Origin of the sequence: Pseudomonas sp. PDM26, assembly GCF_019219185.1 — a bacterium.
In the GTDB taxonomy this organism is placed as follows: Bacteria; Pseudomonadota; Gammaproteobacteria; order Pseudomonadales; family Pseudomonadaceae; genus Aquipseudomonas.
Genome location: NZ_JAHUWC010000004.1, coordinates 252,353 through 274,954 on the forward strand (window position 1 = coordinate 252,353; position 22,602 = coordinate 274,954).

A 22,602-nucleotide genomic window follows, 5' to 3' on the forward strand; every position below is an offset into this window, starting at 1 on the left:
GTTGGCATGGAAGCTGATAGGCATAGGGTAATCCGTTAGCAATCCAAGAAGACCAGGAGTCACCTTATGCTGAGCGTTCAAGATCGTGCCATCGTCAAGTCCACCGTGCCACTGCTCGAAAGCGGTGGTGAAGCGCTGATCACCCACTTCTACCGCATGATGCTCTCCGAATACCCGGAAGTCCGCCCACTGTTCAACCAGGCCCACCAGACCAGCGGTGATCAGCCGCGTGCCCTGGCCAACGGCGTATTGATGTATGCGCGCCATATCGACCAACTCGACCAGTTGGGCGACCTGGTGGCCAAGATCATCAACAAGCATGTGGCCCTGCAGATCCTGCCGGAACACTATCCGATTGTCGGTACCTGCCTGCTGCGGGCCATCGCCGAAGTGCTGGGCGAAGAGATCGCCACTCCGGAAGTGATTGCGGCCTGGGGCGCGGCTTACGGCCAACTGGCGGACATCCTGATCGGTGCCGAAGCCAGCATCTACGACCAGAAGGAGCAGGCCCCCGGCGGCTGGCGCGGGGCGCGGGAATTCATCGTGGCGGGCAAGGTCGAGGAGAGCGCCGAGATCACCTCGTTCTACTTCGAACCGGCGGATAAAGGCCCGATCCTGATGGCGGAACCCGGCCAGTACATAGGCATGAAACTGATCCTTGACGGCGAAGAGATCCGCCGCAACTACTCGCTGTCGGCGCTGGCGAACAAAGGCCAATACCGCATCAGCGTCAAGCGTGAAGCCGGTGGCCGCGCCTCGAATTACCTGCATGACCAGATGCATGTCGGGGCCAGCATCCAGTTGTTCCCGCCATCGGGCGAGTTCACCCTGACCGCCAGCGACAAGCCGCTGGTGTTGATCAGTGGCGGCGTCGGCATCACCCCGACCCTGGCGATGCTCGAAGCGGCGCTGGAGACTCAGCGGCCGGTGCATTTCATCCACTGCGCGCGCAACGGCAGCGTTCACGCGTTCCGCGGCTGGATCGATGGTTTGGCTGAGCGTCACCCGCAACTCAAGCGCTTCTACTGCTACGCCGAGGATGACGGTGTGAGCCCGGCGGCGCACAAGGTTGGCTTGTTGAGTCAGCAGCAGTTGCATGCATGGCTGCCGGAGCAGCGTGACCTGGATGCTTACTTCCTGGGACCGAAGGGTTTCATGGCGTCTGTCAAGCGTCACCTCAAGGCACTGGGCGTACCGGAAAAGCAAAGCCGCTATGAGTTCTTCGGGCCGGCAGCGGCGCTGGAGTAACCCCTAATAAAGATCGCAGCCTTCGCCAGCTCCTACGGGATGCAATCCATTCCGATGTAGGAGCTGCCGGAGGCTGCGATCTTTTGATCTTTCTGGTTAAAAGTTAATCCCTCCTTAACCGTCCTATCGTCTATTCCCTGCGACATCCCCCTTGCTACGCGCCAGCTCTCAAAGATCAGGCCAGCGTGTAGACTGGCGGGCACTCGAAATCTTCAAGGGAAACGCGATGAGCGATGAATCCATGCGGTTGGGGCGTGAACGGCGCTACCTGGTGTTGTTGGGCATCATTTGCCTGGCGTTGATCGGCGGCGCGCTGTACATGCAAATTGTCCTGGGCGAGGCGCCTTGCCCGCTGTGCATCCTGCAACGTTATGCATTGCTGCTGATTGCGATCTTTGCCTTCATCGGCGCGACCATGCGCAGCCGTCGCATCATCACGGTATTCGAAACCCTGGTGGTGATCTGTGCGCTGGCCGGTGCAGGCGTCGCCGGGCATCACGTCTTCACGCAGTTCTATCCGGCGGTCAGCTGCGGCATCGATGTGCTGCAACCGATTGTCGATGACTTGCCGCTGGCGAAGATCTTCCCGCTGGGCTTCCAGGTCGACGGTTTCTGCTCCACGCCATACCCGCCGATCCTCGGCCTGTCGCTGGCGCAGTGGGCGCTGGTGGCATTCGTGCTGATCGTGGTGCTGGTGCCTTTGCTCACGTCGCGTAACCGCAAAGCGCTGCGCTGAGTTCAACTGTCGGCACGTATTGTTGGACAAAAAAAGCCCCGGTCCTCACAGAGAAGACCGGGGCTTTTTTGTCGTGCAGAGCACATTTCAGAGGTCGGGCAAAAAGACTGTGACGGGTGGCAATCAAGGGTGCGACACATGTGCGACATGTTGTCACAGAGTCGGTGTCGCAGGGTGTTCGAGGAAGCCGGATTGGTACATGGAAACGTAACGAAATTGGGCTGTTTTTCAGGCTTCCGGTATTTTCCGTTCCGAACGCGAGCAGGCAGTTTTAACAGGGTCTGACGAACGGCCGGAGCCCCCGTCATATCGGGCCTCGGGCAAGGTAAAGGGCAGTGAAGAGGGGCCCGATACTGTCTGAACTGTGGGTGGAAGACCTACTTATTGTGGTGTTTTTGTTGAGAATCAATTTCGATAAGATGCGCCACTTTTGCGAAAACGGTTAATGATTGTTGCCGGTTCGGATAAAAATTATTTCGGGATGAGACATGGTTTATAGGGCGTTACATATCTACAATCGCCCGCACTGAATCCCCGGCACTGCTCAAATCTTAACCAGACGTGAGCAGAAACAGGGTGTCGAGAGGTCTGGTGGCTTCATGCGATGCCCAGGTGTCGGAGTCTCCAACTACCCGCACCAAATGGAATTGGTCTGTAACAAGGCCTTTGACCACGAATTCGAATAAGAACTCACCGCAGGCCCGGGATTTGTCGTAAAGCGTCTGACGCATGACGGGCATGCCCTTATTCAATCCAAGAAAAATGCCAACCCTTGGCAGGGTGAAGTGTTGGCGATCAAAACCCAACTGCATTGCGCAAGCTGCTTTAGAGGTCGTGAGATGAGTAAAAACAGGTACCCCAGACTACTAGGCTTATTGCCGCTGATCGGCACGTTGTTGCTGTCAGGCTGCAACATGACCTTGCTCAATCCCAAGGGCCAGGTTGGTCTGGACGAGCGAAACCTGATCATCACCGCAACGCTGCTGATGCTGTTGGTCGTGGTGCCGGTCATCGTCATGACCTTCCTGTTCGCCTGGAAATACCGCGCGTCCAATACGAACGCCACCTACACCCCGAAATGGAACCACTCCACCAAGATCGAGATCGCGGTGTGGGCTGTTCCAGTGCTGATCATCATTGCCCTGGGTTACGTCACCTACAAGTCGACCCACGCCCTTGACCCGTACAAGCCGCTGGAATCCGACGTGAAGCCTGTGACCATCGAAGTGGTCGCGCTGGACTGGAAGTGGCTGTTCATCTACCCGGAACAAGGCATCGCCACGGTCAACAAGATCGTGTTCCCGGCGCACACCCCGGTCAACTTCAAGATCACTTCCGACGCCGTGATGAACTCGTTCTTCATCCCTGCTCTGGGTGGCCAGATCTACGCGATGGCGGGCATGCAGACCAAGCTGCACCTGATCGCCAACGAGAACGCTGAAATGGACGGTATCTCCGCCAACTACAGCGGCGCTGGTTTCACCGGTATGAAATTCAAAGCGATCGCAACTTCCCAGGAAGATTTCGACGCCTGGGTAAGTGAAGTCAAAAAGGCACCTAAACAGCTTGAACAAGCTGAATACGCAGCCCTTTCCAAGCCAAGCCAGAACAACCCAGTCGAGCTCTACTCCTCGGTTACCCCAGGCATGTTCCAGGCCATCGTCGACAAGTACGAAGGCATGAAACCGGGTCCTAAGGTCAAGCACGAGAAAGCAGAGAAAGAAGTGGCCCAAATGGAAGGGATGGACATGAGTTCGCATTCAGCTGCCGGGGCAGAGGAGTAAACGATGTTTGGTAAATTAAGTTGGGAAGCGATCCCGTTCCACGAGCCGATTGTCATGGTGACCATCTCCATGATCGCGCTCGGTGGTCTGGCGTTGTTCGCCGCAATCACCTACTTCAAGAAGTGGACCTACCTGTGGACCGAGTGGCTGACGTCGGTCGACCACAAGAAAATCGGCGTGATGTACATCGTCGTCGCCATGGTCATGCTGCTGCGCGGCTTTGCCGACGCCATCATGATGCGTACCCAGTTGGCCATGGCCACCGAGGGTTCGCCTGGCTACCTGCCACCTGAACACTATGACCAGATCTTCACCGCTCACGGTGTGATCATGATCATCTTCATGGCGATGCCATTCTTCACCGGCCTGATGAACCTTGCAGTGCCGCTGCAGATCGGCGCGCGTGACGTTGCCTACCCGTTCCTGAACTCCCTGAGCTTCTGGCTGCTGGTTTCCGGCGTAGTGCTGATCAACCTGTCCCTGGGCGTCGGCGAATTCGCCAAGACCGGCTGGGTTGCCTATCCGCCGCTGTCGGGCCTGCAATACAGTCCTGGCGTGGGGATGGATTACTACATCTGGGCGCTACAGCTATCGGGTCTTGGGACAACGCTGACGGGGGTCAACTTCCTGGCCACCGTGCTGAAAATGCGTACCCCTGGCATGAAGATGATGGACATGCCGATCTTCACCTGGACCTGCACCTGGGCCAACGTCCTGATCGTGGCTTCGTTCCCGATCCTGACCGCTACCCTGGCACTGCTGACGCTTGACCGTTACATGGATTTCCACATTTTCACCAATGAACTTGGTGGCAATCCGATGATGTACGTGAACCTGTTCTGGGCGTGGGGTCACCCCGAGGTGTACATCCTGATCCTGCCAGCGTTCGGTATCTTCTCCGAAGTCATCTCGACCTTCACCGGCAAGAAACTGTTCGGCCACCACTCGATGGTCTACGCATCGGGCGCGATCTCGATCCTGGGCTTCATGGTTTGGCTGCACCACTTCTTCACCATGGGTTCGGGTGCCAGCGTCAACGCCTTCTTCGGTCTGGCGACGATGCTGATTTCCGTCCCGACGGGTGTGAAGCTGTTCAACTGGCTGTTCACCATCTACCAGGGCCGTCTGCGCTTCACCAGTCAGGTGATGTGGACCCTGGGCTTCATGGTGACCTTCGCCATCGGCGGCATGACCGGCGTACTGCTGGCCATCCCGGGTGCTGACTTCGTTCTGCACAACAGCCTGTTCGTGATCGCGCACTTCCATAACGTGATCATCGGCGGTGCGGTATTCGGCTACATCGCAGGCTTTGGCTTCTACTTCCCTAAAGCGTTCGGCTTCAAGCTGCACGAAGGTTGGGGCAAGGCCGCGTTCTGGTTCTGGATCACCGGCTTCTTCGTCGCGTTCATGCCGCTCTATGTACTGGGCTTCATGGGCATGACCCGTCGCCTGAACGCCACTACCAACCCTGAGTGGGTGCCGTACCTGTACGTCGCCATGTTCGGTGCGGTGATGATCGCCGTGGGTATCGCTTGCCAGCTGATCCAGCTGTACGTCAGCGTGCGTGACCGCAACAAGCCAGAAAACATGTGCGAACACGGCGACCCGTGGAATGCACACACCCTGGAATGGTCGACCTCGTCGCCACCTCCGTTCTACAACTTCGCCGTGCTGCCGAAAGCCGATGTTGTTGATCCGTTCACCGAAGCCAAGGAAAACGGCACCGCGTACAAGGCCCCGGCCAGGTACGAGCCGATCCACATGCCAAACAACACCGCCACCGGTGTGGTCATGGGCGCACTGTTGACCGTGTTCGGTTTCGCGATGATCTGGCACATCTGGTGGCTGGCGATCGCTGGCCTGGCCGGCACCGTGATCTACTTCGTGATCCACGCGGCCCGTGATGATCAAGGCTATATGGTGCCGGTCGACGTGATCGAGCGCATCGAAGCCGAGCAGCACAAGCGTCTGGTAGCGGCAGGGAAAATCCCGGCCACCGCCACCCGTGTTGAAACCTCGTTGGAACAGGCTTAAACCATGTCGAACTTAGTGACCAATGCTGGACACACCCATGTCGACGGACATGGGCATGATGACCATCACCACGACTCGGGCGAGATGACCGTATACGGTTTCTGGCTCTACCTGATGACCGACTGCATTCTGTTTGCGTCGATCTTCGCGGCGTACGCGGTACTGGTTAACAACGTAGCGGGTGGCCCGTCGGGCCACGACATCTTCGAACTGCCATACGTACTGGGCGAAACCGCTCTGCTGCTGTTCAGTTCGATCACCTACGGCTTCGCCATGCTGGCGTTCTTCCGTGGCAACAAGAAGCAGGTCCTGGGCTGGCTGGCCCTGACCTTCATGTTCGGTGCCGGCTTCATCGGCATGGAGATCAACGAGTTCCACATGTTGATCTCCGAAGGCTACGGCCCTAGCCGTTCCGGCTTCCTGTCCGGGTTCTTCACCCTGGTCGGCACCCACGGTCTGCACGTGACCAGCGGTCTGATCTGGATGGCGATCATGATGTATCAGGTGCAGAAAAACGGCCTGACGGCGACCAACAAGACCCGTCTGAGCTGCCTGAGCCTGTTCTGGCACTTCCTGGACGTCGTGTGGATCTGCGTATTCACCGTTGTTTATCTGATGGGGACTATGTAAATGGCTAACGCAGCTCATTCCCAAAATGGCCATGGCCATGACAGCCACGACGCCGGTCACGGCAGCGTCAAGTCCTACGGCATCGGTTTCATCCTGTCGGTGATCCTGACCCTGATTCCGTTCGGTCTGGTGATGTACCCGACGCTGCCGAAGTCGATCACCCTGATGATCGTCGTCGCGTTCGCAGTCATCCAGGTGCTGGTGCACCTGGTGTACTTCCTGCACCTGGACCGCTCGGCCGCGCAGCGTAACAACGTGATTGCGTTTGTCTTCGCCGCGATCGTGATCGTCCTGCTGGTTGGCCTGTCGCTGTGGATCATGTTCAGCATCCACACGTTCATGATGGCGAAGTGAGGTAAGTCCGCATGTCCCTCAAGCACTTTATCCAAATCACCAAACCGGGGATCATTTTCGGTAACGTGCTTTCTGTGGCAGGCGGATTTTTCCTGGCCTCCAAAGGGCATGTCGATCTGGCCATTTTCCTGGCCGCCATGATCGGCACGTCCCTGGTGGTTGCCTCCGGTTGCGTGTTCAACAACTGCATCGACCGCGACATCGACATCAAGATGGAACGCACCAAGAACCGGGTGCTGGTCCAGGGCTTGATCTCCCTGAAACTGGCCCTGATCTATGCGACTGTCCTGGGTGTCGCCGGCATTGCCCTGTTGTACAAGGTGGCCAACCCGTTGGCCGCGCTGTTCGCAGTCATCGGCTTCGTGATCTACGTCGGCTTCTACAGCCTGTACCTCAAGCGCAAGTCGGTTCACGGCACGCTGGTGGGCAGTCTGTCGGGCGCCATGCCGCCGGTGATTGGCTACGTCGCCGTCAGCAACACCTTCGACATGGCCGCGTTGACACTGCTGGTGATGTTCAGCCTGTGGCAGATGCCGCATTCCTACGCCATCGCGATCTTCCGCTTCAACGATTACCTGGCTGCATCGATTCCGGTGCTGCCAGTGAAGCGCGGCATCCAGGTGGCCAAGAAGCACATCCTGATCTACATCCTGGCCTTCCTCGTGGCGACCTTGATGTTGACCTTCAGCGGTTACGCCGGCATGAGCTACCTCGCCGTCGCTGCGGCCATGGGCATGTACTGGCTGTACATGGCCTGGACCGGCTACAAGGCAGTGGATGACACGGTCTGGGCACGCAAGCTGTTCGTGTTCTCGATCTTCACCATTACCGCGTTGAGCGTGATGATGTCCCTGGACTTCAAAGTGCCGACCGAGCTGTTGCTGACGTACGCGCCTTAAGCGTCGGATGCTGTAAAGAAAAGCCCCGCCTTCGAGAGAAGAGCGGGGCTTTTTGTTGGGTGCTTTCTGCTGGACCGAGTTGCCACCATCGCGAGCAGGCTCACTCCTACATTGGATTGAGTGCACACCGATCCCTGTAGGAGTGAGCCTGCTCGCGATGGCCGCGACGCGGACTAACAGGCGAATTCGATATCTGTCCGCTTAAGAAAAAATTGAGAAAATCCCAAATTATTAAGATTTTCTTGGCCCACTTAAGAAAAAATGCGCGGTCAGACCCAATAAATGGGGTAAGGCGGATGGTTCCGAGGTCTTGGGGGGATTTGTCGTTGGGTTTCCATCTCCTGTGTTTCGTCCGTTGCCGCCATCGCGACCAAGCTCGCTTACGATAGGGCGACCTGACCGGCAAAAATGCCTACGGATTTGCCTGAACTTTCCCACGAGTTTTTCAGGTTGAGGGTCGGAGGTTGCCTATCTAGCCTCGGGATGCCGTTATTACAAGCATCCCAGAGGATCTACGATGGAACTGCCAGAGGTAATCACCCCGCGTGTTAATACGAATACAGCGTTGGGGCAGGCTTTGATTTCAATGTTCAAATCTGTCGAAGCGGAACTGGAGCTTGAGAACGCAGGACCAGGGGCGGTCAAAATTATCCTGTTCGGTGGCTGCGCGGTTCACCTTTATACCCATCATCGCGTTTCCACCGACGTCGATGCAGAAATTTATGAGGCTAATGTTCCCGAAGGTCTTCACTTACAAACAATGCTCGCAGAGATACCCGAACAGTTTGTTGATGAGCGATCTGGTCGCTTGATGGAGCTGAACTACGACCTGCAATACAACACCAGTTTTGGCCCAATTCATGAGGACTATTGGGAACGGAGCCTTCCCTTTACAGAGTTTCCGGTTGAGTCCCCGCTGCACGTCCATATCGCGGCACCTGTCGACATTGCCATTTCCAAGCTGGGCAGAGCGACCGATCAGGACATCGGTGATATCAAGGCACTTCTCAGGGCTGGTTTCATCCTGACTAGCGAGTTTCGTCGACTGGCATTGCAGGCGATTGATGTATATGTTGGCAACAAGGAGCCACCATTCTCCGTTCTCACTAATATTTTGCATGATTATCTGGAGAGCACAGATGACGAAGCCCCATAGCGGCCACGTCCTCTCATCCGCCTTGGACACGCTGGTAAAAAGACCTTTGAATCAAGCGGATGACGCTGCCTTGGTGAGCGCCGCCAAAGCTGTCTGGTACTCGGATTCAAATCTTGAAAGCGAGATAAGCGTTTTTTTGAATCGTCATTCTGACGAAGTGGAGGTTCGGCGCGCTGGCTATCTGCTCGAGCGATTCACTCGATTTACTTGCTTGTCCGATCTCCGGGTGTCGGAAACTCTCAATGTCCTCGAGCTTTTTGCACATTCGACTTGCGTGCAAGCCGTGACACTACAAGCCGTCACGCCATTGCGTCGACGCCGTGATGAACTCGCTGTCTCTTGGGGGTTAAGTGAGGGCCTCGGCCTGAAAGCCCAAGCCCTCATGCCTTTCCAGACCCGGCATTACGAAGCTGAGCAACGCGCCATGTTTTCCTGAACGCTGGTTGCAGCGAAGAGGTCGCATCGTTTGGTCCAACAGCTGGAACGGCCTGCAGCGTAAAGCCCCTCCCTTCGAGAGAATGGTGGGGCTTTTTCATTTACGCGCGGTTGTTACACGGTGCGTCGAGTACTTTCACCACGTCATCGATGATTGCCTTGCTCATGTCCTGCAAAAAATGAGAGGCCCAGGCGTGTCGGTCGGAGTCGCGGACCATGGCGGCGTCTGAGGCGAGCAGTTTGGCGAGGTGGAGCAGGTCGGAGGCGTGGGAGAGGGCCTGAATGATCGGGACTCCACGGTTGATACGGAAAAGCGGTTGATTGGTGTGATAGGCGAAAGGGGTGAGGCCGATGGTTTCGAGGTCTTGGGGATTGGTCATGGGGCTTTACCTCCTGTTGGTCGGGAGGTGCTGAGTGCAAGAGAATTAATTTTGAACGGACTGCGGGCATGCATAAAGAGAACTCCAATTGTGCCTATATCAAGTTCGAGTTCTCAGGCCCGGTCGCTGAATTGGCAGCGACGGGGCGAAAGTTAGCGTGTGGGTATCGGAATGCACAATCGTGGCTTTGTGCTGGCCGGGATGTGTTTGGACACCGCAATCCCCTGTGGGAGCGAGCCTGCTCGCGATGGCGGTGTGTCAGGCGACATTGATGCTGGATGTGACGACCCCATCGCGAGCAAGCTCGCTCCCACAGGGGTTGGCGGTGATTAGTTATTTTTGTGGCTTGTCCAGCAACCGGAAAAACCGCTCCCGCACCTGCACATGATCACTGTGCGCCACGTTGAATCGTAGAAACTGGTTGGCATCCGCCGCTTTGCTGAGCAAGGTTCCCGGTGCCAGTACCAGGTCGATTTCCAGACCCTTTCTGGCCAGGCACTCGGCTTTGAACCCCTGCGGCAATCGCGTCCAGATGTACAGCCCTTCCCCCGGCAACGACGACACCGAACACCCGGCCTCGCTCAGCCACGTGGCCACCCGGCTGTTCGACTCGTAGAGCCGGTCCACCGTGCGGCGCATGTGTTTGGCGTAGCTGCCGTCGCTGAGCATGGTGCAGATAATCTGCTCAGCCATTTCCGAGGTCATGCCGCCGCAGGCCATTTTCAGCGTCACCATCCGCGCCGCCAGTAGCGGTGACAGCACCGCGAAGCTGACGCGGCTGTTGGCGGTCAGGGTCTTGGAGAACCCGGAGACGTAAGAGACATTGTCCAGCCCGCTCGCGGCCAGGCGCGGCGTTCGGCGTTGCTGCATGTCGCAGTACAAATCGTCTTCGAGAATGTGGAAGTTGTAGCGATGGCTCAGCTCCACCAAGCGGTAAACCTGCGCCGAGGTGAACGAGTGCCCGGTCGGGTTGTGCAGGGCATTGTTGGTCATGTAGAGCACGGGACGATGGGCGATGAGTAGTTGCTCGAACGCGTCCAGGTCCATGCCGTCGCAGTCGCGTCGGATGGTGATGACCTTGGCGCCATGCCAGGCCAGGTTGGTGTGCATCGTGAAGTAACACGGATCGTCGAGCAGCACCGTGTCGCCAGGTTTGACCAGCAGGCGCATCAGCATGTCGATGGCCTGTACGGTGTTGGCGGTGGTGATGATCTGTTCCACCGGCGCCTCGATGCCCAAGGTCGACATCTTGACTCGCAAAGCCTGGCGCAATGGCAGGTAACCGCTGGCGTTGCCGTATTCACCCATGCGTAAGGTTGTCGCGCGAAGAGTGCCGCGCACGGCTTTGAGCAATTCTTCGGCAGGCAGCCACGAGGACGGCAAAAAACCAGCCCCCGGTCGCAGCGCACCATTGTCCAGCAGCACCGCGCGGCGGACCACGCTGAGGGTGTCTTGCGGGAGCAGGTCCGGCCCGGCGTTGGCCGGCAGGGTGGTGCTGGAGCGGTGCACGTAGTGCCCGGAACCCTGGCGTGAAACCACCAGGCCCTTGGCCCGCAAGCGGTCGAGGGCGTCGACCACCGTGGACTTGCCCACGTGCATCAAGTCGGAGAGTTCGCGAATCGGCGGCAACCTGGAGCCGTGGGGGAGGCCGCCCTGACTGATCGCCACCGTTAATTGATCGACGATCTGCTGGACCAGCGGCACACCCGGCTGGAACTCGATAGCGGCGATCACTGCTCGCTGAGCCTGCATTTTACTGGTCTCTCCGGCAGTAAAGTTCGTTTGATTCTATACGAACTTGCTCTGACCAAGACAAACATCTCTTTCTACTATCGCTCTGGAGTGTTTTCGGATTGTCGACCTTTTGCCGGTCGTTCAGTCGCCAAGGTTCATGAGGTGCTGCATGAGTTTAGAAACAACCGCCGTCGTGGCGAAACCGGTGATCAACCTGCGGTTGTTCACCATTCGAATCATCACGGCTGTGGCGCTGTTCGCGGTGTTGGGCAAGGCCAACGTCTGGCTCGATACCGCCACCAACAGCATGCTGGCCTTGGGTTATCGGGCCTTGTTGTTACTGCTGCCGCTGACGTTGCTGGTACTCGGTCGCCGCTCCTTGAGTGTCACGCTGCTGTGTGCCGCCATGGGCTTGGTGCTGCTGGCGGTCACCCGCAACCAGGGCGTCGTCATGTTTGCCGCGGCGCTGTTTGCCTACGGCATTGCGATTGCCGGCTACCTGATCAAGAGCGAAGCGGCGCAGACCAAGGAAGGCGCGGCCTATAACCGCGTGGCCATGAACATGGGCAGCCTGTTGGCTGGCCTGATCCTGCTGTCGCCGCTATTGACCCCAACCATGTTCTTTCTCGGCGCCGCCAGTTTTGTCCTGCTGTGTCTGCCCATCGCCATGGGGGCGACCTTCACCACCGAAGCCGCGGTGGCACGCCCTGCCAGCCAGGAAGGCAGCGGCTGGCGCAACAAACTGCCGTGGGTGATCGCCGGCGTCATCATGGGCATCAAGCTGTTTGGGGTGTTCTCGATCCTGCCGCAAGCGATCCTGCTCCAGACCGGCGAACTGCCGGCCTGGTACGGCCTGATGCTGATCCTCAACAGCGCCGTGGTGGTATTCGCGCAAGTGCCGGTGATGAAACTGATCGAGAGCACCGGGCGCTTCAAGGTGTTGACGGTCATCGGGATCATCGTCGGCGGTTTTGCGGTGCTGTCTTCACCGGCTGCGTTCCACGTCGAAACCCTGGCCGGCGCACTGGTCTGGGTGGCGCTGCTGTCCATTGCCGAGTGCGCGTTCAGTCACCTCGATTACTTCTCGGTCAAGCAGAACAACATGTTCGTCAAGGAAGTGTCTTTGGGCGTCGGCGCCGGATTGACCGTGTTGATCATGCGGGTCATGCCACCTCCCTACAACGCGCTGGTGCTGGCAGCCATTGGCGCTGGCGGGATTCTGGTCTGGTACTGGCTCAACCGTAAATCAATCGCGTCGCTGCATGACTGAGTCATCGCCGTTTCGGTTTTCACTTTGCAAGTCGGGGGTTTTATGAATACGACTTCGTGCGTAGTAGTGGTTGGGTACAACGGCAGTCGGGTTCACGATGTCCAGAAGCTGCGCGATCTGTGCAAGTCGCTGTACAACGCCAGGCTGATCCTGCTGGTCGAGCAGATTCAGCCCCAGGACGATCAGGTCGCTGATCACGTTTGCAGTACATCGCTGGCCGAGAAAGACGTTCCGGCCTCTCTCGAACTGGTGATCGGTTGCTTGAATGCCGATTGCTGGAAACTGATCGGCGTGCTGCCGTTTTCGGATCGCGGCGTGCTGCTCGGTGCGGCGCTGGCCAACCATTTCGACCTGCCCGGCATTACCCCGGCCGAGGCGCGAGCGGGGTTGGACAAACAGATTTTCCGCCAACTCGAAGCGACTGCCACTGCGGCACCCGAGGATTACCGGCCGATCGTTTCCACCCGGATCGAGAGCCTGCCGGAACTGCGTCAGCGCGTGATCGAACTGGGCGGCAAGGCGTTCATCAAGCCTGCCTGCGAAGGCGCCAGCCGCGGCTGCCGGGTCATTCGGCACCCGTCCGAATGCGACGAGGCATGGCAGGCCCTCAAACCCTATCGCGAGGGCGGCATCGTGCTTGAAGAACTGATCCAGAACGCCCGCGAATACAGCTGGGACTATGTTGCGGGAAGTACCTGGATCACCGAAAAAACCACCACCGATGGCGCCTACCGCGCCGAGATCCAGCAAGTGGTGCCCGCGCCCTTGGCGGCGGACGCACAGGCGCGGCTGATGGCCGCCGGCCGACACATGGCGGGGCTGGTATCGCAGGACAACGGAGCCTGGCACAACGAAGTTTTCCACAGGGCCAATCACCGCACTTCGGCCGTGGAAACCAACATGCGCCCCGGTGGCATGCACATCTGGGACCTGGCCCGTAAGGCGTTCATCGACTTCGATCCGTGGGAGCGCTGGGTCCGCTGGGCCGTGGAAGGCAACATCGCCAACCATGATCCAGTACCACGCGGTTACTGCGGCATACGCCTGTTGCGAGCGAACACCGGCGGCATCCTGCGGGACGTACCGGACATCCAGGCCCTGGCCCGGTCGCTGAACATCGAATTGGTGGAAGCGGTGCTGACCAAGCGCATCGGTGATTCGGTCAGCGCACTGGTGAAAGACAACTTCTCGTTCATCGGCCACATCGTGTTGTTCAACGAGCAGTACGAACGCCTCAGCCTGGACCTGACGCGTCTGGCCGAGGCCATTGAATCAAGGGTCGGGATCACCGGCCTGGCAGCGCCGGCGAGGGCTGTGGGCTGAGTCGTGGATCAAGCAGCAGCGATCGATGTTTTTTGCAGTATTGATCAAGAGGGTTACGTAAATGAATGCACACATGACCTGTGATGAGCGCTTCATCGCTCTGGCACGGGAATTCAACTATGACATCTACGGCGAGAACACCGCTGGCGGACACTACGCGCCGCTGATTCGTCATCACGATGAACTGTATATCAGCGGTCTGGTGCCGCGCATGAACGGCAAAATCCACTATCCGGGGCGGGTAGGACTGGACCTCGACATGGCGGATGCGCAAGCGGCCGCCAGCATCAGTGCGATGCGCGGATTGGCGCTGATCGTTGATGCCATTGGTTCGCTGGACAAGATCAAGTCGTTGATTCGGGTCACGGTGTATGTGAGATCCACGGAAGACTTTGTCGACCTCAGTGAAGTCGCCAATGGCGCATCGGATGTTTTCAGTCACGTACTGGGCGATGCCGGGAAACATACACGCACGACAGTCGGTGTTTATCAGTTGCCGAAAAATGCGGCGATTGAAGTTGATATGATCGTGGCGTTGCGACCGTCGGTGTTATAAATGAAGTTGTCCGGCTTTACACTGTTGAAGGGTTCGCCTAAGGTCGGGTAACTCCATTCGGCAGAATAAGTTGGAAGCAGAAAGTGAATAACGTTCAGGGTGCGTTTTTTTCATATAAGGATTTTCGCCAGAGTCTGGATCAGCAGCCGATCAAACCTCGCGTGTGGAAAGGTGCCGAACTTAGCGATATGCGCCAGACCCTTGAGGCCAGCGACGTCGATATTATTGCGCTGGCCCACGATAATACTCTCGAAGGTTGCCAACTGACGCCCGGCATGGCGGTGTCCATGCAATGGCTGGTGCCGGGTTCAACACTCGATGGTCATGCCCATGCCTGGTGGCATCTGTTCGTCATCCAGTCCGGCAGCGGCGCCTTGTCACTGGGCGATGCAGACGAGGTAAACGTCGGCCCCGGGGATGTATTGCTGGTACCGGCCTGGACCCGTCACGGCTTCGTCAACACCAGCGCCACCGAGCCGCTGGCAATGCTCAACCTCAGCAACATGCCGCAGATGGCATTGCTATCCAACCACGCCGACAACGTTGGGCTGATCCCCCGCCCGCTGTAAATTCCTTTCTGCTGCACACCAGGGAGTCCGCATACGCTGACTCCCTTTTTTGGTTTTTGCGCACCTGAAAAATGCCCTCTGGCGATTTAACGCTCTGATTTCTGTATCGATAGAAATAGATAATTTCTGTATCTGTTCAGCGCTTAATCAACTTACTACGATCGCTTCACATGCAACGGATTAATGTGTTTAGTGCAAAAGGAGTGTTCTATGGGAAGTGCGAAGTTAAAGCTGTATCTGGGGGCGGACTATGTCAGTGCCTTTGCCATGTCGGCTTTTGTGGCTTTAAAGGAAAAGCAACTTTCCTTTGATCTGGTAACGCTGGATTTAAAGTCGCGTGAAAACTATCTGGAAAGTTACCGCGATCTTTCGCTGACGTGCAAAATTCCTGTATTAGTTCACGAAGGTTTTGCGCTGTCGGAATCTTCAGCCATTGCCGAGTATCTGGAAGAACTCGCTCCTGCTTCAAAAAGAATTTACCCGCAAGACATCAAGCAGCGTGCCCGTGCCCGTCAACTGCAGGCCTGGCTGCGCAGCGATCTGCTGGTGGTGCGCAAAGAGCGTCCGTTTGATCTGGTGTATTTCGGCAAGAAGGACACGCCGCTGTCCGACGAAGCCCGGGCTGCTACCGACCGTCTGTTCCATGTGGCCGACCGTTTGCTGGAAGAGGGCGCCGAGCATCTGTTCGGTGACTGGAGCATTGCCGACACCGACCTTGCAATCATGCTCAACCGACTGGTTGCCAACGGTGACCCGGTGCCGGCACGGCTCGCGGCGTATGTGCGTCGCCAGTGGGATCGCGACAGCGTCCGGGCGTGGATGGACATAGAGCGCAAAGCGCCGGCCATCGCGTAAACGACCATCAGGAGCGCTGCCATGCAAGGAATGTCGGAGCAGGAAAGATACAAACCCTATAACGCACGCACCATTCGCGACACGCCCTGGTGGGACAAGTTGACCCCGGCATTGCAGGAAGCCATGACCGTGGTAGCCCGGGTCATGCCGTTTCGCACCAACGAATACGTGCTGGGCACGCTGATCGACTGGAACAATATCCCGGACGATCCGGTTTTCCGCATGACCTTCCCCCACAAGGACATGTTGCTGGTGGAGGAGTATGCCTCGCTCAAATACCTGATCGAGCAGGATGACAGCGCGGCGATCAAGCGTCGGATCGAGGTGATCTGGCGGCGCATGAACCCCCATCCGGCCGGGCAGTTGACCCACAACGGTGTCACCCTCAATGGCAAAGTCCTGCCGGGCATCCAGCACAAGTACCGCGAGACCGTGCTGTTTTTCCCCGGTGCCGGGCAGACTTGTCATGCGTACTGCACCTTCTGTTTCCGCTGGGCGCAGTTCATTGGCGAAGAAGAACTCAAGTTCAACGCCCGTGAATCCCGGGAGCTGGTCAGTTACCTGAAGGTGCACACCGAAGTGACCGACGTGCTGATTACCGGCGGCGACCCGATGATCATGAACACCCGCTCGCTGGCCGGTTACATCGAACCGCTGCTGGAGTTGCCACACCTGAAGAACATCCGCATCGGCACCAAATCCGTGGCGTACTGGCCGCAGCGTTTTGTCAGCGACAAGGATGCGCCCGAGCTGCTGGAGCTATTCCGACGCATCGTCGCGGCGGGGAAAAGCCTGTCGATCATGGGCCACTACAACCACCCGGTGGAGATCCGCCAGACCATCGCCCGCCAGGCCATCGAGCACATTCGCTCGACGGGCGCGACGGTGCGCATGCAGGCGCCAGTGATCCGCCACATCAACGAAAACCCCGCCGATTGGGCCGCGCTGTGGACCGAAGGGGTGCGGCTCGGGGCGGTGCCTTATTACATGTTCGTCGAGCGTGACACCGGCCCCAGTCACTACTTCGCGATGCCGCTGGCCCGGGCCTTCGAGATCTTCCAGGCGGCGTATCGCACGGTGTCGGGGCTTGCGCGCACGGTGCGCGGGCCATCCATGAGCACCTTCTACGGCAAGGTGTTGATCAACGGCATCGAGACCGTCGCCGGGGAAAAAGTCTTCGTCTTGCAGTTCCTCCAGGCACGCAATCCGCAATGGGCGCTGCGCACGTTCTACGCGCGCTTCGATCCGCAAGTGACCTGGTTCGACGACCTGCAACCGGCCTTCGGCGAGCGTGCGTTCTTCTTTCAGACCGAGCTCACCGCCGTGCCGGAATTGATACCCGTGTTGCTGGAAACGGCGTAGGAAATTTCATGAATAATGGGGAAATATGGATATGAGCAGTATCCCGTTTGATCAGCGCGAGGGCGTTATCTGGCTCGACGGCGAGTTCGTCGAGTGGTCCCGGGCGCAGTTGCATGTGCTGACCCATGGCCTGCATTACGCGAGCACCGTGTACGAAGGCGAGCGGGTCTACAACGGCAGGATCTTCAAGTTGCGCGAACACAGCGAGCGCTTGTATCGCTCGGCGCAACTGATGGACTTTGCCATCCCCTATGCGCTGGCTGAACTGGAGGCGGCCAGCCACGAACTGCTGCAACGCAACCAGGTCGTCGACGGCTATCTGCGCCCGGTGGCCTGGCGCGGCAGCGAGATGATTTCCACTTCGGCGCGTTTCAACCGTGTGCACGTGGCCATCGCGTGCTGGCAGTGGCCGAGCTATTTCGACCCGGCGGCGCGCATGGCCGGCATCCGCTTGAAAACCGCGACCTGGCGTCGCCCGCCACCGAGCAGCAGCCCGTTCGAAGCCAAGGCCTCCGGGCATTACCAGATCGCCACGCTGAGCAAGCATGACGCCGAGAACACGGGTTACCACGATGCGCTGATGCTCGACTGGCGCGGCCATATTGCCGAAGCCACCAGCGCCAATGTGTTTTTCGTCAAAGGCCGGACTTTGCACACGCCGACCCCGGACTGCTTTCTCAATGGCATTACCCGGCAGACCGTCATTGAGTTGGCCAAAGTGCTGGACTACCAGGTCGTCGAACGCACGATTTTGCCTACGGAGCTTGGCGACTTCGACGAGTGTTTTCTCACCGGCACTGCTGCCGAAATCACCCCGGTGCAGAGCATCGACGCGCAGCACTATCGACCGGGTGATGCCTGCCGCGACGTCATCGCTGCGTACACCTCAACCGTCAACGCCGGATAACCCGCCAGGAATCTCACCATGTCAGACCAAGGGATTGTTGCGTCTCAACCTTGCATTTCACTCGGCCATCATCACGAAGAACTGTCGACGTTGGGCTGGACTGTGCTGACCCCCGAGGAGTTTGCCGATGATGTCGTAGGCACCTTGCTGGAGTTCGGTCCGATCCTTCCGCAGTTCAACGGCCAGATGGCCTTTCCCATTACCCGCAAGCCGGGTTACGAAGACTTGCCGTATTCCCAGAGCATGAACGGCATCGGCCCGCACACTGAAGCGCCGGTGTACGGGCCGCCGCCGCGCTACCTGGCGTTGCATTGCCATAAACAGGCTACATGCGGTGGCGGGCACACCGGATTGGTGGACGGCTACGAATTTCTCAAGTCCCTCGAACACAGCGAACCGCAACTGCGTGAGTGGCTGAAGGACACGCCGGTAGAGTTTGTCGCCACCGCCAAACCGGGCGAACCGGAACAACGGCGGGTCAAGGAATACATCCTCACGCCTACAGAGGACGGGGATATTTTCCGCTTCAGCTACAACCAGTTTCACTACGGCGACGTGAACCCGTCCAAGGCAGCCCTGCAGCAATCCCTGGTCGCCAACAGCACCTCGCCACTGGCCAGGTTTGCCGTGCTCGGCGAAGCGTACTTCGTCGAGCACAACGTTCCGGTGCTGATTCCCGACGGAGGCCTGCTGATTTGGGACAACTGGCGAATGATCCACGCGCGCAGTCGTTACACTGACCCGGCGCGCCACCTGACCCGCTATTGGCTGGCCTGATTTTTCCGTCGCCCTTCCTTCTTTTGGCGTACCCCTTGGCGGGTACGCGCCTTACAGGTATCGCGTCATGCAAACAGCAATCGAGATCGCCCAGGTCGACCATCAACTGATCGTGCGGCTCAACCAGGCCTGGACCAAGCGCGCCACGGTGTGTTCGCCGGACAGGGGCCAAGTCAACGAAGCATTCGACCCGGCGCGCCCGGATTACCCGGAGTGCATGGTGCCGTTTTTCCATCATCCGAAATTCCAGGCCTTGAGCGACGAGCTCAAAAGCAGCGTGGTGACCTGGGGCTGGATCGGCTACAACCTGCGCACCGTCACCGCCGAGGAGCATGTGGTCAACCCGGCGCTGAGCGTCATCGCCAATCAGTACCTGGGCAAGGATGACTGGCACTTCCGCGAGGCCATGCAACAGACCCTGATTGACGAGCACTACCATACGCTGATGCACTTGCGCGCCATCGAGCGGACCAAACTGGATCGGGCGCTGGATCAGGAGCTTGATCTGCCTCCGTCCGTCACTTACCTGCGCCTGAAGGCCTTGCATGCAGAGCTGCCCGAGCAATGGCAGCGGGATCTGGCGGCGATTACCTTTGCGGTGGTGGCTGAGATCAGCGTCAATGCCTATCTCGACTTGCTGGCAGACGACCAGACCATCCAGCCGCAAAACCGCCGCGTGGCCGAGCTGCACAACCGTGACGAGTACGCCCACAGCAAGGTGCTGGCTGAAGTGGCCAAGGTCATGTACGCGAACATGCAGCCCATCCAGCGGGAGTTTTTCGCACGCAACCTGTCGGTGGCGCTGAGTGCATTTATCGCCCAGGACTACTCCATGTGGGAGGCGATTCTGACGCAGCTTGGGGTCGAGGATGCGGCGCTGATCATTGCCGACACCCGCGAGAGCAACAAGAATGCGACCATCATGCGTGACTACAGTGGCCTGCATAAGCTGGCACAGGACCTGGGCATCAGTGACCAGATCGATTTCGATTTTCGTCCGACTCTCAAAACCACAGCGGCCGCCTGAGCCCGGAGGTGTCCATGTCAGTTCCCGAGTACGAAGTGTTCGCTATCCGTGTCGGTGCAAACGCCCAACGCACTGCCAAAGAGAACTTTCTCTATGACGCCTGCTGCGGTGATCCGAATGCGCCGATGCCACTGGATTACTACTTTTGGGTCATCCGCAACGAGCAACAGGTGATCGTGGTCGACACCTGTTTCCAACCGGCCACGGCGGATCGGCGCAATCGCCAAATGTATCGCCTGCCGGAAGAATCCCTGCGGCAACTGGACATCGATCCGGCCCGGGTCGAGCACCTGATCCTTACCCATTTGCATTGGGATCATGCCGGCAACCTCGGGCTGTTCCCGAAGGCGACCGTGCATTTGCAGGAAGCGGAACTGCGTTTCTGCACCGGGCCGAAAATGGCCCATCGCACGGTGAACAAAACCTACGAGGTCGAGGATGTGATGTCGGCGTTGCCACCGCTGTTCGAAGGGCGGATGCGTTTGCACAGCGGTGTTGTCGAGGTAGTGCCCGGTGTGACCTTGCATCCGGTAGCCGGACATACACCGGGCAGCCAGGTGGTGCGGGTGAACACCGGACGCGGCTGGATTGTGCTGGCCTCGGATGCCGCGCATTTGTGGGTCAACATTCGCGAGCGCAGCCCGTTTCCGATTCTCGATGACCTGGCGCAAACCCTCGAAGCCTTCACCGAAATCGATCGCCTGGCCGACAGCGAAGACCACGTCATCCCCGGCCACGACCCGTTGATCGCCGAGCGTTTCCCGCACTGGAATGACGACCCGCACATTATTTGCCTGCACCAACCCCCGGTCTGCAGATCACCGTCAATCTTGTAGGAGCGAGCCTGCTCGCGATGACAGCAGCGCATTTAACATTGATGTGTCTGATGTACCGCTATCGCGAGCAGGCTCGCTCCCACAGGATCGTGGTTAACCCTGATTCTTGAGGATGCGCCCCAAGGTCTGTAAAGCCTCATCAATCCGCGGTGAATACGGCGCCCCACAACCCATCCGCACAAAGTGATCAAAGTGCCGGGTATTGGAAAAGATATCCCCAGGTGAAAACTGGATGCCGACCTTCAGCGCCTCATGAAAAAACGCCATGGATGAATGCCGACGAGGCAGTTCCACCCATAACAACGTGCCGCCCTGGGGGGTGGTCACGCGGGTGCCGAGCGGGAAATATCGAGTAATCGCCTCGCTCATCTGTTGACGTTGTTGGGTCAGGGTTTTCCTCAATCGCCGCAGGTAACGCTCGTAGGACGGTGTACGCATGAACTCGCTGGCCGCCAATTGCGATAACACCTCGCACCCCCGCGACTGCGCATGCTTGAGCATCTCCACGCGATCGTGCCATTTGCCGGCGCTGATCCAGCCCAGGCGCATGCCCGGTGCCAGGGTTTTGTTCAGCGAGGCGCAATAGATCACGTTGTCAGTGCGGTCCCAATGTTTGAGCGTGGACAGCGGCTGCTCGCTGTCCACCAGGTCGCCGTAGGTGTCGTCTTCGATCAGTACGGTATTGTGCTCGGCGCACAGTTTCACCAGACGTGCCTTGTTGGTGTCGGGCATGATGCTGCCCAGCGGGTTTTGCAGGTTGGGAATGACGATCAATGCCTTGATCCGCTCGGGGCCTTGCAGCAGCCGTTGCAGGGCCGCCAGATTGAGCCCGGTGTGGGCTGAGGCCGGGACTTCCAGTACCCGCAGGTTCAGGCTTTCGAGAATTTGCAGCAGACCGTAGAACGTCGGCGACTCCACGGCCACGGTGTCGCCGGGGCGGGTGACCGCGCGCAAGGCCAGATTGATCGCTTCGGTGGCGCCGTTGGTGATCACGATCCGCTCGGGGGCCAGGTGGGTCTTGCTGGCAAGTGCCCGTCGGGCCAGGATGTTGCGCAATGCGCTGTTGCCGCAGGTTGAGCCCGCGGTACCGATCAGGCCGGTGTTGTAGCGCAGCGACTTGATCATGTTGTCTTGCAAGGTTTTCAGCGGATACAGCTCGGGTGCGCAGTAGGCGCTGGCGAAGTTGACCTTGATCGTCGCGTGCTGACTGGCCTTGAGTACCGCGCAGACCTGTTCATGAATGCCAACAAACGCGCGGGTATCCAGCGCTGGCGCCAAGGCAATCGGGGCGGGCCTGGGCACGGTGTCGGGCTGACGAATGTAGTTGCCGGAGCGCGGCCTGGCTTCCAGCACTCCGTAGTCTTCCAGTTCCCGGCACACCTGCACGGCGGTCGACAGGCTGACGGCGTGTTTTTCCATCATCAACCGGATCGAGGGCAGGCGTTCGCCGGTTTTCAAGGTGCCGCTGCGGATAGCGTCCAGGTAATGGTTGGCTAACTGGCGATATAAGGGGGTTGTGTTCACGATGACCTCAGCAGTTGCACCACCGAGGTCTGGGCTGGAAAGTGAGTTGACGCTCCCCGCAGGCGGACCCGTGGTGCTCATGGGTAAAGGGAAGTGGTGTACTGCGTCGATACTGGAAGAGTAATCGCGGATTTGCCCGAATCACGGGCAATAAAAAGCCCCACACTGATGGCGGGGCTCTTGAGTCAGTCGCTGAGGACCTTGTG

Annotated in this window: 23 protein-coding genes; 19 read left to right on the forward strand and 4 right to left on the reverse strand. The window is 58.5% G+C overall.

The genetic code is table 11. The annotated features are described in order from the left end of the window. Positions 1 to 66 precede the first annotated feature (66 nt). Together hmpA and KW849_RS10635 are read left to right on the forward strand one after the other, a co-directional pair. The gene (hmpA, locus tag KW849_RS10630; protein WP_218429383.1) at positions 67 to 1,248 is read left to right on the forward strand and encodes an NO-inducible flavohemoprotein; all 1,182 of its coding nucleotides are present in this window, start codon (positions 67 to 69) and stop codon (positions 1,246 to 1,248) included. Positions 1,249 to 1,474: 226 nt separating this feature from the next. After that, positions 1,475 to 1,984, forward strand: coding sequence for a disulfide bond formation protein B (locus tag KW849_RS10635; protein WP_218429384.1), 510 nt, complete (start codon positions 1,475 to 1,477; stop codon positions 1,982 to 1,984). A gap of 551 nt (positions 1,985 to 2,535) precedes the next feature. On the opposite strand, the gene KW849_RS10640 is transcribed toward KW849_RS10635, so the two are convergent. Beyond that, positions 2,536 to 2,796: a hypothetical protein gene (locus KW849_RS10640; RefSeq protein WP_218429385.1), complete on the reverse strand. Its 261-nt coding sequence runs from the start codon at positions 2,794 to 2,796 to the stop codon at positions 2,536 to 2,538. Between the two features lie 27 nt (positions 2,797 to 2,823). On the opposite strand from KW849_RS10640, the gene cyoA reads away from it, so the two are divergent. The 7 genes from cyoA to KW849_RS10675 all read left to right on the forward strand — a co-directional run bounded on the left by cyoA (position 2,824) and on the right by KW849_RS10675 (position 9,277). Beyond that, positions 2,824 to 3,768, forward strand: coding sequence for a ubiquinol oxidase subunit II (cyoA, locus tag KW849_RS10645; protein ID WP_115948065.1), 945 nt, complete (start codon positions 2,824 to 2,826; stop codon positions 3,766 to 3,768). A 3-nt stretch (positions 3,769 to 3,771) separates the two neighbouring features. Further along, a complete protein-coding gene (cyoB, locus tag KW849_RS10650) occupies positions 3,772 to 5,802 on the forward strand; it encodes a cytochrome o ubiquinol oxidase subunit I (protein WP_218429386.1) in 2,031 nt (676 codons plus the stop codon). Between the two features lie 3 nt (positions 5,803 to 5,805). Next, positions 5,806 to 6,432 carry a cytochrome o ubiquinol oxidase subunit III gene (locus KW849_RS10655; RefSeq protein WP_108218274.1) on the forward strand — a complete coding sequence of 209 codons (627 nt, stop codon included), beginning with the start codon at positions 5,806 to 5,808 and terminating at the stop codon, positions 6,430 to 6,432. Continuing rightward, complete coding sequence (gene cyoD, locus KW849_RS10660) at positions 6,433 to 6,786, forward strand: cytochrome o ubiquinol oxidase subunit IV (protein ID WP_108218275.1); 354 nt, start codon at positions 6,433 to 6,435, stop codon at positions 6,784 to 6,786. It begins immediately after the preceding gene. An 11-nt stretch (positions 6,787 to 6,797) separates the two neighbouring features. Further along, positions 6,798 to 7,685, forward strand: a complete 888-nt coding sequence (cyoE, locus tag KW849_RS10665; protein WP_115948063.1) for a heme o synthase — start codon at positions 6,798 to 6,800, stop codon at positions 7,683 to 7,685. A 517-nt stretch (positions 7,686 to 8,202) separates the two neighbouring features. After that, positions 8,203 to 8,841: a DUF6036 family nucleotidyltransferase gene (locus tag KW849_RS10670; protein ID WP_218429387.1), complete on the forward strand. Its 639-nt coding sequence runs from the start codon at positions 8,203 to 8,205 to the stop codon at positions 8,839 to 8,841. Further along, positions 8,825 to 9,277 (forward strand): hypothetical protein, encoded by a 453-nt coding sequence (locus KW849_RS10675; protein WP_218429388.1) that lies wholly within the window; start codon positions 8,825 to 8,827, stop codon positions 9,275 to 9,277. Before KW849_RS10670 ends, KW849_RS10675 begins: the two co-directional genes overlap by 17 nt. 100 nt (positions 9,278 to 9,377) lie before the next feature. On the opposite strand, the gene KW849_RS10680 is transcribed toward KW849_RS10675, so the two are convergent. Together KW849_RS10680 and KW849_RS10685 are read right to left on the reverse strand one after the other, a co-directional pair. Next, a complete protein-coding gene (locus tag KW849_RS10680) occupies positions 9,378 to 9,656 on the reverse strand; it encodes a DUF3077 domain-containing protein (RefSeq protein WP_218429389.1) in 279 nt (92 codons plus the stop codon). A 333-nt stretch (positions 9,657 to 9,989) separates the two neighbouring features. Further along, entirely contained in the window at positions 9,990 to 11,408 is a 1,419-nt protein-coding gene (locus KW849_RS10685) for a PLP-dependent aminotransferase family protein (RefSeq protein ID WP_218429390.1), read from the reverse strand. 151 nt (positions 11,409 to 11,559) lie between these two features. Between KW849_RS10685 and KW849_RS10690 the strand changes: the two genes are divergently transcribed. The 10 genes from KW849_RS10690 to KW849_RS10735 all read left to right on the forward strand — a co-directional run bounded on the left by KW849_RS10690 (position 11,560) and on the right by KW849_RS10735 (position 20,872). Continuing rightward, positions 11,560 to 12,660: a hypothetical protein gene (locus KW849_RS10690; RefSeq protein WP_218429391.1), complete on the forward strand. Its 1,101-nt coding sequence runs from the start codon at positions 11,560 to 11,562 to the stop codon at positions 12,658 to 12,660. A gap of 42 nt (positions 12,661 to 12,702) precedes the next feature. After that, a complete protein-coding gene (locus tag KW849_RS10695; RefSeq protein ID WP_218429392.1) occupies positions 12,703 to 13,983 on the forward strand; it encodes an acetyl-CoA carboxylase biotin carboxylase subunit family protein in 1,281 nt (426 codons plus the stop codon). 61 nt (positions 13,984 to 14,044) lie between these two features. Then, positions 14,045 to 14,539 carry a RidA family protein gene (locus KW849_RS10700; protein WP_218429393.1) on the forward strand — a complete coding sequence of 165 codons (495 nt, stop codon included), beginning with the start codon at positions 14,045 to 14,047 and terminating at the stop codon, positions 14,537 to 14,539. 83 nt (positions 14,540 to 14,622) lie between these two features. Beyond that, on the forward strand, positions 14,623 to 15,108 hold the full coding sequence (locus tag KW849_RS10705; protein ID WP_218429394.1) for a cupin domain-containing protein: 486 nt from the start codon (positions 14,623 to 14,625) through the stop codon (positions 15,106 to 15,108). Between the two features lie 210 nt (positions 15,109 to 15,318). Continuing rightward, the gene (gene yfcF / locus KW849_RS10710) at positions 15,319 to 15,963 is read left to right on the forward strand and encodes a glutathione transferase (RefSeq protein WP_218429395.1); all 645 of its coding nucleotides are present in this window, start codon (positions 15,319 to 15,321) and stop codon (positions 15,961 to 15,963) included. A 21-nt stretch (positions 15,964 to 15,984) separates the two neighbouring features. After that, positions 15,985 to 17,325 carry a KamA family radical SAM protein gene (locus KW849_RS10715; RefSeq protein ID WP_218429396.1) on the forward strand — a complete coding sequence of 447 codons (1,341 nt, stop codon included), beginning with the start codon at positions 15,985 to 15,987 and terminating at the stop codon, positions 17,323 to 17,325. Between the two features lie 31 nt (positions 17,326 to 17,356). Beyond that, positions 17,357 to 18,232 carry a branched-chain amino acid aminotransferase gene (locus KW849_RS10720; protein WP_218429397.1) on the forward strand — a complete coding sequence of 292 codons (876 nt, stop codon included), beginning with the start codon at positions 17,357 to 17,359 and terminating at the stop codon, positions 18,230 to 18,232. Between the two features lie 18 nt (positions 18,233 to 18,250). After that, positions 18,251 to 19,009 (forward strand): TauD/TfdA family dioxygenase, encoded by a 759-nt coding sequence (locus KW849_RS10725; protein ID WP_218429398.1) that lies wholly within the window; start codon positions 18,251 to 18,253, stop codon positions 19,007 to 19,009. 67 nt (positions 19,010 to 19,076) lie between these two features. Next, positions 19,077 to 20,036, forward strand: coding sequence for a diiron oxygenase (locus tag KW849_RS10730; protein WP_218429399.1), 960 nt, complete (start codon positions 19,077 to 19,079; stop codon positions 20,034 to 20,036). A 14-nt stretch (positions 20,037 to 20,050) separates the two neighbouring features. Next, positions 20,051 to 20,872, forward strand: coding sequence for an N-acyl homoserine lactonase family protein (locus tag KW849_RS10735; protein ID WP_218429400.1), 822 nt, complete (start codon positions 20,051 to 20,053; stop codon positions 20,870 to 20,872). A 93-nt stretch (positions 20,873 to 20,965) separates the two neighbouring features. Here the strand turns inward: KW849_RS10735 and KW849_RS10740 are convergent, their stop codons facing one another. Further along, entirely contained in the window at positions 20,966 to 22,396 is a 1,431-nt protein-coding gene (locus KW849_RS10740; RefSeq protein ID WP_218429401.1) for a PLP-dependent aminotransferase family protein, read from the reverse strand. Positions 22,397 to 22,602 lie beyond the last annotated feature (206 nt).